10 protein-coding genes are annotated in these 14,533 nt (G+C 40.2%); 5 read left to right on the top strand and 5 right to left on the bottom strand.

Annotated elements, in window-relative coordinates; genetic code table 11:
- The first annotated feature begins 314 nt into the window (after nt 1-314).
- On the top strand, nt 315-1,313 hold the full coding sequence (locus CA730_RS01135; protein ID WP_096662921.1) for a DMT family transporter: 999 nt from the start codon (nt 315-317) through the stop codon (nt 1,311-1,313).
- A gap of 75 nt (nt 1,314-1,388) precedes the next feature.
- On the top strand, nt 1,389-2,306 hold the full coding sequence (locus CA730_RS01130) for a S66 peptidase family protein (RefSeq protein ID WP_096662918.1): 918 nt from the start codon (nt 1,389-1,391) through the stop codon (nt 2,304-2,306).
- 115 nt (nt 2,307-2,421) lie between these two features.
- On the opposite strand, the gene CA730_RS01125 is transcribed toward CA730_RS01130, so the two are convergent.
- A complete protein-coding gene (locus CA730_RS01125) occupies nt 2,422-3,462 on the bottom strand; it encodes a glycosyltransferase family 2 protein (RefSeq protein WP_231939943.1) in 1,041 nt (346 codons plus the stop codon).
- Between the two features lie 109 nt (nt 3,463-3,571).
- On the opposite strand from CA730_RS01125, the gene CA730_RS01120 reads away from it, so the two are divergent.
- The 3 genes from CA730_RS01120 (at nt 3,572) to lnt (ending at nt 9,367) form a co-directional block, all read left to right on the top strand.
- Nucleotides 3,572-4,234, top strand: coding sequence for a glycosyltransferase family 2 protein (locus CA730_RS01120; RefSeq protein WP_096662915.1), 663 nt, complete (start codon nt 3,572-3,574; stop codon nt 4,232-4,234).
- Between the two features lie 370 nt (nt 4,235-4,604).
- A complete protein-coding gene (gene gyrA, locus CA730_RS01115; protein ID WP_096662912.1) occupies nt 4,605-7,229 on the top strand; it encodes a DNA topoisomerase (ATP-hydrolyzing) subunit A in 2,625 nt (874 codons plus the stop codon).
- Between the two features lie 581 nt (nt 7,230-7,810).
- Nucleotides 7,811-9,367 carry an apolipoprotein N-acyltransferase gene (gene lnt / locus CA730_RS01110; RefSeq protein WP_096662909.1) on the top strand — a complete coding sequence of 519 codons (1,557 nt, stop codon included), beginning with the start codon at nt 7,811-7,813 and terminating at the stop codon, nt 9,365-9,367.
- Nucleotides 9,368-9,845: 478 nt separating this feature from the next.
- On the opposite strand, the gene ftsY is transcribed toward lnt, so the two are convergent.
- The 4 genes from ftsY to murG form a co-directional block, all read right to left on the bottom strand.
- Nucleotides 9,846-11,315, bottom strand: coding sequence for a signal recognition particle-docking protein FtsY (gene ftsY, locus CA730_RS01105; RefSeq protein WP_096662906.1), 1,470 nt, complete (start codon nt 11,313-11,315; stop codon nt 9,846-9,848).
- Nucleotides 11,316-11,405: 90 nt separating this feature from the next.
- Complete coding sequence (nusB, locus tag CA730_RS01100; protein WP_096662903.1) at nt 11,406-12,047, bottom strand: transcription antitermination factor NusB; 642 nt, start codon at nt 12,045-12,047, stop codon at nt 11,406-11,408.
- Between the two features lie 71 nt (nt 12,048-12,118).
- Nucleotides 12,119-12,904: a DUF502 domain-containing protein gene (locus CA730_RS01095; RefSeq protein WP_096662900.1), complete on the bottom strand. Its 786-nt coding sequence runs from the start codon at nt 12,902-12,904 to the stop codon at nt 12,119-12,121.
- A gap of 490 nt (nt 12,905-13,394) precedes the next feature.
- The gene (murG, locus tag CA730_RS01090) at nt 13,395-14,468 is read right to left on the bottom strand and encodes an undecaprenyldiphospho-muramoylpentapeptide beta-N-acetylglucosaminyltransferase (protein WP_096662897.1); all 1,074 of its coding nucleotides are present in this window, start codon (nt 14,466-14,468) and stop codon (nt 13,395-13,397) included.
- Between the last annotated feature and the right edge of the window lie 65 nt (nt 14,469-14,533).

Genomic DNA, 14,533 nt, shown 5'->3' with positions numbered 1-14,533 from the left:
GCTTGTAATCAATCAAATTTTCGGAGCTTTTAATGGTCATGTTATTTATGCCAACCTGTACTAGTACAGCACAGCGGAAATAAATAGACCATTCCAAACTACTGGAAAGCTCATTGTATATTCGTTTTGACTTTTGACTTTTGACTTTTGACGAACGCCCTGCGGTACTAGTTATCAGTGAAATGCTAATGAAATTACATCTAAATATTACTTATCCTCTTCCGTAACGATGCCATAACATAAAATTCCATATTTTGGTTAAATTTCAGTTAAACTATTTTTACGATCTGTTTACAAAACTTTACTATTTATCCATGCTATTAGAACTGAGAGGATATAAATCTACCATAAGTTCCCTACTATTAATTACTCCTTTTTTCCTTTGGGGTACAGCAATGGTGGCAATGAAAGGCGTAATTCCTCATACTACACCCCTATTTATGGCTGGAGTCAGATTGATACCTGCGGGAGTATTAATTCTCATAGTGGCTGCATTCATGGGTAAACCCCAACCTCAAAGTTGGTTAGGATGGTTGTGGATTATTATATTTGCTTTGGTTGATGGTACATTATTTCAAGGCTTTTTAGCCGAAGGTTTAGTCAGAACCAATGCCGGCTTAGGTTCGGTGATGATAGACTCCCAACCCTTAGCAGTCGCTTTACTTTCACTCTGGCTATTTCAAGAACATATTGGATTATGGGGATGGTTGGGGTTAGGTTTGGGAATTACAGGAATTAGTCTGATTGGTTTACCGCAAGAGTGGATTTTCCATGTTTTTGAGGCAGGGATTACTATTTCCATAGATAATTGGCGAGAGTTATTTGATAGTGGTGAGTTATTAATGTTACTCGCTGCTTTATCAATGGCTGTGGGAACGGTGATGATTCGGTTTGTGTGCCGATATGCAGATCCAGTAACGGCTACAGGATGGCACATGATTATCGGTGGCTTGCCTTTGTGGGGAATTTCTGCGGTGTTAGAATCCCAACAGTGGGAAAATCTTGTCCTGTCGGACTGGCTGGCTTTAAGTTATGCTACTGTATTTGGCAGTGCGATCGCCTATGGATTATTTTTCTACTTTGCCTCCAGTGGTAATCTCACCAGTTTAAGTTCTCTGACTTTTCTCACACCTGTTTTTGCTTTAATATTTGGTTATATTTTTCTCAATGAAGTCCTGACTACTATTCAATGGTTTGGGGTTTTTCTGACCTTAATCAGTATTTATTTAATTAACCAACGGGAAAATATCGGCGGAAATCAGAAACCTACTATCACAGAAGTCAGGAGTCAGGAGTCAGGAGTTAAGAGTTAAGAGTCTCTTACAGTATGGCTTTTACCGTAGATTCTTTATCTAATTTAAATTTAACAACCGCCAGTAATTCTCTTGATGTCTAATATTCAAAACCGCAAATCTACCCTCTTACCCCTACCCCTCAAACCAGGTGATTTACTGCGCGTCATTGCCCCCAGTGGTGCATTACGAGAGGTTGAGGCTTTTAATCAAGGTGTGGAAATTTGGAAGTCGCACGGCTATCGGATTAAAATTAGCGACAATATAAGTGATAGACATGGTTATCTAGCTGGTACAGATGCCCACCGTCGTCAGCAATTAGCTACAGCATGGCAAGATCCAGAATGTAAGGGTATTCTCTGCGCGAGAGGTGGTTTTGGTAGCACCCGGATTTTAGAAGATTGGAATTGGCAAGAAAATACTATTACCCCTAAATGGTTAATTGGCTTTTCTGATATCACAGCCCTGCTTTGGAGTCTCTACAACGCCGGAATTGCCAGTGTACATGGTCCCGTCATGACTACCCTAGCCAATGAGCCAGAATGGTCAATCAAGCGGTTATTAGACATAGTAGAAGGTCGTCCCCTCTCACCTTTAAAGGGTTGTGGTTGGGGTGGTGGTACAAGTACAGGAATCTTACTTCCTGGTAATCTCACAGTCGCTACCCATCTTTTAGGAACACCGATTTTACCAGACCTTAATGGTGTGATCTTAGCCTTAGAAGATGTCACAGAAACACCTTATCGCATTGATAGAATGTTAACTCAGTGGCGATTAAGTGGGGTCTTATCCCAAGTTCGCGGTATTGCTTTAGGTGGATTTACTCAATGTGAGGCCCCCCCTAACATACCTAGTTTTACTGTAGAGGAAGTTTTGCGCGATTGTTTAGGTGATTTGGGTATTCCCATAGTTTCTAATCTCCCCTTTGGTCATAATAGCCCCAATGCTACTTTACCCGTAGGAGTGATGGCAGCATTGGACGCTGAACAAGGAATACTGCATTTTTCTCTGTAGATATAATAAGAATGGATGACTGCTAGACTTTTACTTTTCTGTTCCTTGTTCCCCTTTTTGCTAATTAATTCTCATCTGTGTAATTCTATTTCTCGTTGTTTACAGCGATTTCCAATCATATAAGGTACATCCTAGCCCCCTCATCGCTTGCGGGGAGGGGGTTGGGGGTGGGGTTCTTGTTCCAGGTTTGATGACAATTTGCTGTAAGACAATGACAAAACATAAATAACTGTAAATCTGCGAGAACTTGATTAAAATCATGATGATTGTATAAACCTGTTTTATGATTAGCATTTCTGAGTATTGTCAACCAATTTGCTACTTCTTTCATGTACTCTATAGATGTATCAATTTTTTGGGGATTATATGATCCTATTTGTCTATGTAATGCTAATTCTTTATCAGTGGGTTGAATACCTAAATCATTGATTTGAGCAGTAAGTATTTTACAGGTCAATTTTTCAACTAAATTTGCGGCTTTTAGACTTATACAATGAGAATGTACACGATATTTAATTAACACTTTGGGAATATTCCAAACTTTGAATTTTTTGGATATTCTTACCCATAGATCATAATCTTGAGCATTTGGATAATCTTTTCTGTAAACCTCTCCATTTATCTTAACTGCGTTGATTGCACTTCTTCTCATCAAAACTGCTGAATGAGCAAAATAGTTATGGAATAACAGCCGACAAGGAATTTTTTGATCGGGTTCTTCCTCATTCCATACTTCACCCGTCAAATTATCCTGATCATCCATTAATTCAACCCAAGACCCAACCATACCAAAGTCTGGGTTATTTTCCATAAACTCAAATTGTTCTGCTAATCTTGATGGATAAGCATAGTCATCGCAATCTAAAACAGCAATGTATTCACCTGATGATGCTTGCAAACATTTATTTCTAGTTGTTGGTATCCCCAGATTTACATTGTTTTTAATTAATTTGATGCGTTTGTCTTCATAGGAATTTATAATTTTTACGCTGCTATCTGTTGAAGCATCATCTACAATTACAAGTTCAAAATTCGTAAACGTTTGATTTAAAATACTCTTGATTGCTGTATCAAGATATTTTTCGCCATTATACACTGGCATAACAACTGTGATTTTAGGATTTAACTCTTGTTGAATAAGCTGATTTTGATTCATAATATTTAATGATTTTGAACAAATGGGTGATTTTTATAGTAATCCATAAATAACGTATAATATGCGAGTTATACCTAATTTCAAGGAACTTTTGTTCAACCTCAAAAAAATGCCTAGTATAAATTTTGACCCTAAGCCGACAATCTCGATTATTTTATGTACCTACAATCGAGCAAAATATTTAAAAGATTGCATAAATAGTGTACTTCAACAAACTTTTCAGGATTTTGAATTAATTGTAGTTGATGATGGTAGCCAAGATCATACTTTTGAAATTGTCAATGGTTACTTACAAAAATTTAACCATGTTCGTTATCTTAAACATCAAAATCGGAAAGCCGCTTACGCCAGAAATGCGGGTATTCAAGCATCTTTTGGTAACTATATCACGTTTATTGACAGTGACGATACCTATAAACCCCATCATCTAGAATCGCGGCTGGAATTTATGCAAGCTAATCCAGAGATTGATTTGATTGAAGGTGGATGTGAAATTGAGGAGGAATTTTCTGTTCCTGATTATTTTCAACCTGATCAAACAATTAATATTAGAGAATGCGTTGTCGGCGCTACATTTTTTGGAAAAAGACCGATGTTTTTTGAATTAAAGGGATTTAATAATATTCCCTATGGCGAGGATGCAGATTTGTGGGAACGTGCCGAAAAGATATTTAAAACTCAAAAAATCAAAGAGCCGGAAACCTATATTTATACGAGAGTGGAAGATAGTACGACTAAGATTTTCTTGGATAAAATGTCCTATGATAATTAACTCATCCAATATCTAACTTTTGGGGTGGTATTGACTGCAAAATGGCATAATTTGCCGATGATTGCCATCAGATTTTAAAGTTGATTTCTTAAGAGTGCATCTATAAAATATTCTGGATATTTTTATTTAGATAAGTTGTTTTTAGATGCAAATAATCAATTAGATTTGGAGATTGTCGGCAATTATTTAGTCTGTTTATGTAAGTTGTAAATTGACTACTTGGACAGATTGGATAGTATTTGTGTGAATTGGGTGAGAATATGTTAGAATTATAGCAAAATATGACAACTATTCAAAGTTAATTTGACATAATTTTGTCTTTTGTCAAGTTGAAGCCTAAAATCTACATTTTTTTGGAGTTTTCGAGTTTATGACAACCTCACAGGAGAGGATTATCCCGACGGATTTGCGAGGTGAAATGTCGCGGTCTTATCTAGAATACGCCATGAGCGTCATTGTAGGTCGGGCGCTGCCAGATGCTAGGGATGGACTCAAACCTGTGCATCGTCGCATCCTCTATGCCATGCACGAACTGGGTTTACTACATGATCGCCCTTTCAGGAAATGCGCCCGTGTGGTCGGGGAAGTGTTGGGTAAATATCACCCTCACGGTGACACGGCAGTGTATGATGCCCTGGTGCGGATGGCGCAGGATTTTTCCATGCGATCGCCTCTCATCAGTGGACATGGTAACTTTGGTTCAGTAGACAATGATCCACCAGCGGCAATGCGGTACACAGAATGTCGCTTGCACGCCTTAACCAGTGTTGCCCTCCTCCAAGATATTGAAGCCGAAACCGTAGACTTTGCCGATAACTTCGATGGTTCTCAACAAGAACCCACAGTTTTACCCTCCCGCATTCCCCAACTGCTGTTAAATGGTTCTTCGGGAATTGCTGTGGGAATGGCGACAAATATTCCCCCACATAACTTGGGAGAATTGATTGATGGATTAGTAGCCCTAATTCACAATCCCGAAATAACTGATATGCAGTTAATGCAGTATATTCACGGTCCCGATTTCCCCACCGGAGCGCAGATATTGGGAGTCAGTGGGATTAAAGAAGCTTACACCACTGGACGCGGTTCAATTACCATGCGGGGTGTGGCGAATATTGAAACCCTGACCCAACGCAACCGTCCAGAACGGGAAGCAATCATCATTACCGAATTGCCTTACCAAACCAACAAAGCGGCATTAATCGAAAAAATTGCCGAGTTGGTGAATGATAAACGCATTGATGGTATTTCCGATATCCGGGACGAGAGCGATCGCGACGGGATGAGAATTGTCATAGAATTAAAACGTGATGCCTATCCCCGCGTTGTTTTAAACAACCTTTATAAACAAACCCCTTTACAGTCTAACTTTGGGGCAAATATGTTGGCATTAGTCAACAGTGAACCCCACACCCTCAACCTCAAACGTTTCCTCAGCGTCTTCCTAGATTTCCGCATTCTCTCCATTGAACGCCGGACTCGCTACGAACTCAGGAAAGCCCAGGAACGAGATCACCTATTGCAAGGCTTATTAATTGCCCTGTCACGATTAGATGCAATTATTGTTCTAATTCGTCATGCACCAGACGCACCCACAGCCAAAGGGGAATTAATCACCACCTATGGACTGTCGGAAGTGCAAGCAGACGCAATTTTGCAAATGCAACTACGCCGACTAACAGCCCTAGAAGCCGATAAAATCCGCCTGGAACACGACGATTTACAAGTTAAAATTAGCGACTTAGAGGATATTTTAGCCAGACGGGAACGGGTGCTAGAAATCATTGAAACGGAAATCATCCAAATTAAAACCAGCTTTGCCACACCCCGACGGACAGTAATTACTCATGGGGAAGGAGACATAGATGATATTGACTTAATTGCCAATGAAAAGGCGATTATTCTGGTGACAGAACAAGGTTACATCAAACGGATGCCCGTCAACACCTTTGAATCCCAAAGCCGGGCCACCAGAGGCAAAGCCGGGGCAAAAGTCAAAGATGATGATACCATCGAGCATTTTTTAACCTGCTGCGACCATGATAGTATTTTATTCTTTAGCGATCGCGGAGTCGTTTATTGCCTAAGAGCATATCAAATTCCTGTGAGTTCTCGCACCAGTCGCGGTACACCCATAGTGCAAATGTTGCCCATACCCAAAGAAGAAAAAATCACCTCCATTGTCCCCGTAGACGAATTTAGCAGCGAAGAGTATCTCGTCATGCTCACCAAAGGCGGTAACATCAAAAAAACCGTCCTCGAAGCATTTAGCCACATTCGCGCCAACGGATTAATTGCCATATCCTTAGAAGAAGGTGACCAACTGCGCTGGGTCAGAAGAGCCAGAGTTGAAGACAGCATAATTATCGGCTCACGTCAAGGTATGGCTATTCACTTCCGCTGCACCCATGATCAACTGCGTCCCCTGGGGAGAGCCACTCGTGGTGTAAAATCCATGAAACTCAAAAACAAAGACGAACTCATCGGCATGGATATTTTACCAGCCGCTGTTCTCGATACCTTGGATACTGTCATAGAAGGGGACATTGAAGAAACTGTAGAAATCGAAAATAGCGAAGAAACCGTAGAAACCGCCGACATCGAAAATAGCGAAGAAATCGTAGAAGTCACTAACACCAACAGTATTGGACCCTGGGTATTAGTCATTACTATGGGCGGTTATGGCAAGCGCGTTCCCGTTTCCCAATTCCGACTGCAAAACCGCGCTGGACAGGGTTTAATGGCTACCAAATTCAAAAATCGCAAAACCAAAGACAAATTAGCCACCTTGCGAATTGTTAACAGCGACGACGAAATCATGATGGCCACCAATCGTGGTATCATTATTCGTCAAGCCGTCAATGCCATTTCTATTCAATCAAGATCAGCTACTGGAGTTAAAGTGCAGCGTCTAGACGAAGATGATGCCATTACTGGAGTTGCTGTTGTTCCCCCTGACACAGGAGATACAGGAGAACTAGAAGAAGCAGAATAGACAATTAACAATTAACAAGATCCCCGACTTCTTAGAGAAGTCGGGGATCTTAATTCTTCTAGTATAGCTCTTAAATTTGTGAATTATTAATCGTTTGGTTTCATACATTCAATGGCAACAGCATCAATAAACCTACTTTGATCTTCAACATCAGCAAATACAGGATCTCTTGAATCATTAAAATCAGCCTTACGAATTTGTATAAACCCCTGAGCAAGAGTTTGGTTCTATTGGCAATCCCTTAATTATATCTCCGTATCGAATATTTTTGGGAAATCTTGATCTGACAATTTTACCTTCTAGGCTTTTAGTGCCTGAGTAAAATCTACCTAATACAGGTAATCTCTCAAGCCAAAGATTTGGAGAAGCATCAAAGTTAATCCAAGAATCAGGTGAGGAAAGACCACATCCATATTGAACATACTGAGTGTTCATATAGTATCCTTTCCTAATGATGGCTACTTATTTTAATCAGCTTCATTTTACAATAATCTTTGTATTAATAAAACTGAAACTTTCAGATGACAGCTTAACACGCGGCCTTATTTAATTTATTTGCACAAGTTCAACATTTTTGGGGAATGCTAAAACTCGGACACCAACATATTTCCAAAACCATTATATATTATACTTTGTTTTTTCTCAGTGGCATATTCATGGGAACAACCGTCGCCCCTATTGGTGCATGGTTTATAGCCTGGATTGCCCTTGTTCCCTTGTGGCTATTAGTTATTAAATATACATCCAAAACAGATCCCCCTGCCCCCCGCCCCCTGCCCCTTGCCTTATTGTGGGGTATCGGTTATCACGGAGTCGCCTTGTCGTGGATTACAGGGATTCATCCTATGGATTGGTTAGGTGTTCCTTGGTTGCCTAGTTTAACTATTACCCTCCTTTGTTGGGCATTTATTAGCCTGTGGGGGGGAATTTTAGTGACTGTTTGGGCGGCTTTAATGGTGCGTTTAGATAGGGGAAATCCTTGGTGGCGTGTTCTACTTGGTACAGCAATTTGGTGTGGCTTAGAAAGCCTCTGGAGTGCAGGTCCTCTGTGGTGGAGTTCTTTGGCTTATACTCAATCACCGCAAAATCTCGTAATTCTCCATTTAGGACAGCTTTCTGGACCCAATACTGTGACTGCGGTGATTGTGGCTTTTAATGGGTTAATTGCGGAATATCTCACGCAGAGACGCAGAGGCGCAAAGGAAGAAAGAATCGCTATTTATTCGGCTTTTTCTCTATTTATTTTGGCTCATTTAATTGGTTTTCTTTTCTATAGTCAACCGTTGACGGAAGGTGCGAATACGGCTTTAAAAATTGGTGTAATTCAAGGTAATATTCCTAATAAAATTAAGGTTCTTCCTGAAGGTTTACGTCGGGCTATGACAGCTTACACTGAAGGATATTTAAGTTTAACTAATCAAGGTGTCAAAGCTGTTCTTACCCCAGAAGCTGCTATCCCTATTTTTTCTCGGACTTTACCCCAAACTCCTTTATTAGAAGCTATTCGAGAACAGGGTGTCATAGCTTGGGTAGGTGCTTTTGGTGAACAAGGAAGTAGTTATACAAATAGTTTATTTACGGTTCTTGGTAATGGGGAAGTTACCAGTCGTTACGATAAATCTAAACTTGTCCCATTAGGAGAATATATTCCTTTTGAAAATATTTTAGGGGGGATTATTCAACGGTTATCACCACTAGAAGCACACCAAGTTCCGGGTAAAGCTAATCAAATTTTTGATACTCCTTTTGGTAGGGTAATTATTGGTATTTGTTATGAATCTGCTTTTGCGGAAAATTTCCGTTATCAAGCTTCTATGGGTGGGAAATTTATCCTCAGTTCTTCTAATGATGCTCATTATACTGCTGCAATGGCAGATCAACATCATGCCCAGGATATCATGCGGGCAATTGAAACCGATAGATGGGCTGTAAGGGCAACAAATACAGGCTATTCGGCATTTATTAATCCACATGGGCAAACTCTCTGGAAATCGGCTTATAATACCTATCAAACCCATTCAGAAACTATTTATCCCCGTCAAACTCGGACTTTATATGTGCGTTGGGGTGATTGGTTAACTCCTTTATTGTTGGTTCTGAGTGCTTTGAGTGGGATATTCCGATCAAGCCCTATTTAAACCCACATTCCGTAGATGTGACTCAGATTATACCTTTGATTTATTTACGTTTTTTCAGCAAACCCTAATTAGGCTTGTTGAATAAAGCTAAAGTTCCTTCCGCAACGCTAATTTTTAGATATGAAAACTTCCAGATTATATACCTTGACAATAGCATAAAATTTCCAGATGTCAATACCCTAGTAAAATCGTTAGCTTATTGATTACATTCTCAATAATCTTGAGAATCAACCGAGTATATTCTCAACAAACATAGAAATGTGATTTTTTTGAAAAAGAGAGATTGAAAAAACTTATCTGTCTGACTGCATTGCTAGAAAATTAGCAGCTATGGTTTAAATCTTGCTAGATTATCAGAAGATGTAAGGATACCTGGACATACTCCTGATAGCGCAGCGTGGCGTTAGCCATACTTCTAGCCCTCACAGATAACTTTTTGGTGCAAACCCTATTTATGATCGCTTTTTTGATGGCGGTATCAACCGCTTAGTAATGCTTCTACAAATTCGTAACTAGAAAATGGACGCAAATCTTCAATTCCTTCACCAGCGCCAATAAATCGGATAGGTAAGCCTAGTTGCTGGACAACAGCGATCGCTACACCGCCTTTACCTGTTCCGTCTAATTTGGTTAAAACAACGCCGCTGAGTTGGGCTGCTTGGGAAAATACTTCAGCTTGTCGCAGTCCATTTTGTCCTAAGGTGGAATCGAGAACTAATAGGGATTCAACCCGGGCATTAGGGGCTTTTTTATCTATGATTTTGCGAATTTTGCCCAGTTCGTCCATGAGGTTTTTCTTATTTTGCAGTCTCCCAGCGGTATCTATTAATAGTAGTTCAGTTTCTCTGGATTGGGCAGCGGCGATCGCATCAAATACCACTGCTGCTGGATCTGTGTTTTTACCAGGATTGGCGATAACTTCGACACCGCTTCTATTTCCCCAAACTTTGACTTGTTCCACTGCTGCCGCCCGGAATGTATCTGCTGCACCAATTAGGCATTTATAACCGGATTTTTGGGCTAGGTGAGAAATTTTACCGATGGTTGTAGTTTTTCCTGCGCCATTGACTCCGGTAATTAACCAAATTGTGAGTTGATCTTTTTCGGGTGCAAAGCTGGGTTTGTCTGGGTTTTGCAAGGGTGCATCTAGCATACCTCTGAGAATTTCTTTCAGATAAGCGATCGCTTGTTCCGGTGGAGTAACTTCTGTCAGTATTTTTTTCTGGAGCGCAGCAATAATATAATCTGTTGCCTCTACACCCACATCTGCCTGGAGAAGTAATGATTCAATTTCATTTACAGCCGCTTGGTTAAGAGGTCCTTGACCAACAATTGCTTTGAGTTGGTTGAGAATATTCCGTCGGGTTTTATCCAAACCTTGACGGAGTTTTTTCAACCAAGTAATTTCTTCTAGAGAAATATCTTCGGCTTTTCTCCCTTGGGCGGCTAAAACCTTGGCTGACCACTTAAATCCATCATCAAATACAAGTTCTGGAATCTCGACTTCTGTTTCTGTTGGGGTTGTTGGTGTTTCTGGAATTTCTGTTTCTATCGCACTAGCAATTAATTTCTCTTGTTTAGCTTTTCTTTCCGCCGCAGCCCGTTCTAAAAAAGATAAATTAGCTGTTTCTAGTTCACTGACAACATCTTCAGTAATTTCTACTATATTTTCATCTACTTCTATCGGTGCAGTTTCTGCTTCTGCTTCAGTTTCTCCTATTTCTTCAGTAACAGGATTTTCTTCAACAGCTACAGATGATTCTGGTTCTATTTGTTGTTTTTCTTGAATATTTTTATAAGCAGCCTTAGCAAAAGCCAACAAGTCCGCCGTATCTGGTCCGGTTGTTGCTGTTTCAGTTGCTTCTACTGCGGGTGTTTCCTTCTGATTTTGAGTTTCAGGAGTATCAGCAGATTCATTATTTGGACGACGAAACCAATTAAAAGCCATTGTAGTTTAGGGAATGGGTAATAGGTAATGGATAATGGGTAACAGTTTTGCAACTGACAACTGACTAATGACAACTGACCAATGACCAATTTAAACAGGTTGTTTTTGTTCGCTAACTCGACGGAGAACACCATTAATAAATCGGTGTCCGTCTTCTCCACTGTAACGTTTAGCTAGTTCTACAGCTTCATTAATAGCAATGCTGTCGGGAACTTTCATAAACTTTATTTCTGCGGTGGCTATTTGCAAAATATCTCTATCAATTTGGGCTAAACGGGTAACTTGCCAATCTACTAAAGCATGAGAAATAGATTCTTCGATAGCCTGATGATTTTCACTAACGGTAATAATAATAGCTTTAGCGTAATTACGAACTTCCTTATCTTGATTAGCTAACTGAATTAATTCAGGAAAATCAACGGATGTACCTAATTGATTAATAGCTATTTGGGTATAGGAAATTGCCTCTTTCAACATAGTTCTAGCTGTATTTAAGTCAGCGGCTCTCGTTTCGCTAGTTAATAGGCGATCATTGCTCCGTTGTAGTTCGCCTGCGGCATTATTCAATGTGTCCTGTACCTCTAATGTCAGGGTACGGACTGCCCCTAAAACTAGCTTAGAGACTAATTGCTCGTCTGATAGGGTTTCCAGTTTCTTGGGGTTAATGGGTAATTGGCTAAGGCTTAACAGAGCCAATTCACGGGCTATTTGTTGGGGTTTACGACGTTGCATACAGTTAGTTGGGATGATAAAAAATATATGAGTTCTAGCACAGATGAACAATTAGCTTATCTATTTTTTGTTCACTTTACTAGGTTGGTATCGAGTTTAGGTTCAATTTCGGGAATTTCCCGCTGTTGTATTTCTAAAGATGATCCTGCTGACAGTCCAGAAAGCTCTGGTAATTGAATATTAGGGGCGACTATACCGCCAGACACAACTATCTTAAAAGCATCCTCAACGGATATAGAGAGATTAACTACATCCTCTTCTGGTACTACTGCATACCATCCTGTTGTGGGATTGGGGGTAGTGGGAATAAATAGACTGAGGACGGGACGGGATATTTGATTTTGGATTTCATTGCTAATTGCGCCGGTGACAAATGCGATCGCCCAAATGCCCGGACGAGGGTATTCTACTAAAACTACTCGGCGAAATTTACCATTAGAATCCTTTAGGAGGGTTTCTAATAGTTGCTTGAGAGTTTTATATACCTGTCCTGCCAGAGGAATCGCTTGTAGTAACCGTTCACCAAAATCCAATAACCACCGACCAGCAATATTTCTAGCCATTAAACCAATAGCCAGAATACTTAGTAATGGTACGGCTAATCCTACCAGTAAATTAAGTATATTTACTAATATAGGATTTAACCCATCAAAGGGATTCAGTTGTTTAGGAACTTGGGTGAGAAAGTTAATTACCCAGGTAGCTATGGTAATTGTTAACCAGATTGTAGTTGCGAGGGGAATTACCACCAGCAAACCAGCAATCAGGTCATTTTTTAAGTCTTGTTTCCACCGTTCCATTCCCAAACCCCGATTATCGTTATTTAGCTTCGTCAAACTGTTGTGATTATTTTCCATTTCAGCTTAGTCACATTGGGAAGATCAGCAACTGATGACAACAGGCTTTTATCATGGTGAGAAAATGCCCTTTGTCCTCTTCTCTCATAATAAAAGTCAAACTATCGCTACAAAAGTTCGCAATTTTCCTAGTTCAATGTAAATATAGCCATTAGTCCACCGTCATGACGGCTGGTAAATCTTTTAGAGTTGTTACTTACAGATTAATGAGGTACAGAATCTAAATTCAAAGCCAGACAGCAAACCAGTTTTACTCCTGACTCCTGACTCCTGCTGTATCTTTGTAATATAGCAACGGACAATGCTGTTAGGACATCTACCAATGCTAAAACTTAGACACTAAAAGACTTTTAGCACTGTCACCTGTCACTTCCTGTCACCTGCTATGCTTGTAAACGATTGTTGCAAATCTGAGAGATATTGTCTATCTTACCGCGCCATATCACCAAATGCTCACAATTTAGATATGACTATTTTAAGTTAATGGGAATTAATTTTCGATCGCCTCTCTCACCAAAGTCGCCAATTTATCTGCACTATCAGGAACAGCGATTGATGCGGCTTTCTCTGCCATTTTCCCTAATTCCGTCCGAGACTGCAACAAATTCAACACCTGAGTTGTAAATATTTCTGGAGTTAAATCCGACTGTTTAAAGGACAAAGCCGCACCAGCCTGAGTAAATACTGCCGCATTATAAGATTGATGATCTTCCGCCGCAAAGGGATAGGGGATCAAAATTGATGGAACACCACAAACTGCCAATTCTGTCAAGCTACCCGCGCCAGAACGACTAATAGCTAAATTAGCTCTTCGCAACAAAGCCGCCATATGATCATAAAAAGCCAAGGCGATATATTGAGGATGTTGAAGACTATGAATATCAGGATCATTATCCCCTGTTAGATGCACAATATAAGCACCGGCTTGAAACAAAGCGTCCGCAGACTGTCGGACTAATTTATTTACAGCTACAGCCCCTTGACTACCACCAAACACCACAATTAGAGGCACACCATCAGGAATAGGTAAATCTAAAGTGTTATTAACAGCTTCATCTAAAAATTGAGACCGCACAGGAGTACCCACACAGACAGTTTTTGTCCCAGGTAAATATTGAGTAGTTACGTCAAATCCTATTGCCACAGCCTTACACCAAGGACCAAAAAAGCGGGTAACTTTACCCGGTATTGCATTGGATTCATGAAAAACCACAGGTAAACCCAAAGAACGCGCTGCAATCACCGCAGGACCGGCAATATAACCCCCTGTGGTGAAAACTCCTTGGAACTTTCCTTGTTGCAAAATCCGTCTAACTTGAAGAATCGAACTGATTAGTTTCCATAAAGTGCGGACAGAACCAAGACTCAAACCTTGCTGAAACCCTTCAACAGCAACCGTATTTAAAGGATATATCTTGGGAACTAACTGAGTTTCTAGCCTATTTGGCACACCCAGCCATTCAATATTGTATTCTGGCAGTTTTTCTGCCAATGCGATCGCAGGAAACAAGTGTCCACCTGTCCCACTAGCTGCTATAAGTAATTTAATTGATGGATTTACCATTCCCGACTATACCATTTATCTCCCAGTTTCATTAAGATAAAACAAATTCCTTATCTTGTATCATC

This window comes from Dolichospermum compactum NIES-806 (assembly GCF_002368115.1).
Classification (GTDB): Bacteria; Cyanobacteriota; Cyanobacteriia; order Cyanobacteriales; family Nostocaceae; genus Dolichospermum; species Dolichospermum compactum.
The sequence above is the reverse complement of the archived record's forward strand: the minus strand, read 5'-3'. Positions and strand labels throughout refer to the sequence as shown.

Coding starts and splice junctions, on each gene's coding strand:
- CA730_RS01135 (WP_096662921.1), top strand. CDS start 315: ATGCTATTAGAACTGAGAGGATATAAATCTACCATAAGTTCCCTACTA.
- murG (WP_096662897.1), bottom strand. CDS start 14,468: ATGGTAAATCCATCAATTAAATTACTTATAGCAGCTAGTGGGACAGGT.
- gyrA (WP_096662912.1), top strand. CDS start 4,605: ATGACAACCTCACAGGAGAGGATTATCCCGACGGATTTGCGAGGTGAA.
- lnt (WP_096662909.1), top strand. CDS start 7,811: ATGCTAAAACTCGGACACCAACATATTTCCAAAACCATTATATATTAT.
- CA730_RS01120 (WP_096662915.1), top strand. CDS start 3,572: ATGCCTAGTATAAATTTTGACCCTAAGCCGACAATCTCGATTATTTTA.
- CA730_RS01095 (WP_096662900.1), bottom strand. CDS start 12,904: ATGGAAAATAATCACAACAGTTTGACGAAGCTAAATAACGATAATCGG.
- nusB (WP_096662903.1), bottom strand. CDS start 12,047: ATGCAACGTCGTAAACCCCAACAAATAGCCCGTGAATTGGCTCTGTTA.
- CA730_RS01130 (WP_096662918.1), top strand. CDS start 1,389: ATGTCTAATATTCAAAACCGCAAATCTACCCTCTTACCCCTACCCCTC.
- ftsY (WP_096662906.1), bottom strand. CDS start 11,315: ATGGCTTTTAATTGGTTTCGTCGTCCAAATAATGAATCTGCTGATACT.
- CA730_RS01125 (WP_231939943.1), bottom strand. CDS start 3,462: ATGAATCAAAATCAGCTTATTCAACAAGAGTTAAATCCTAAAATCACA.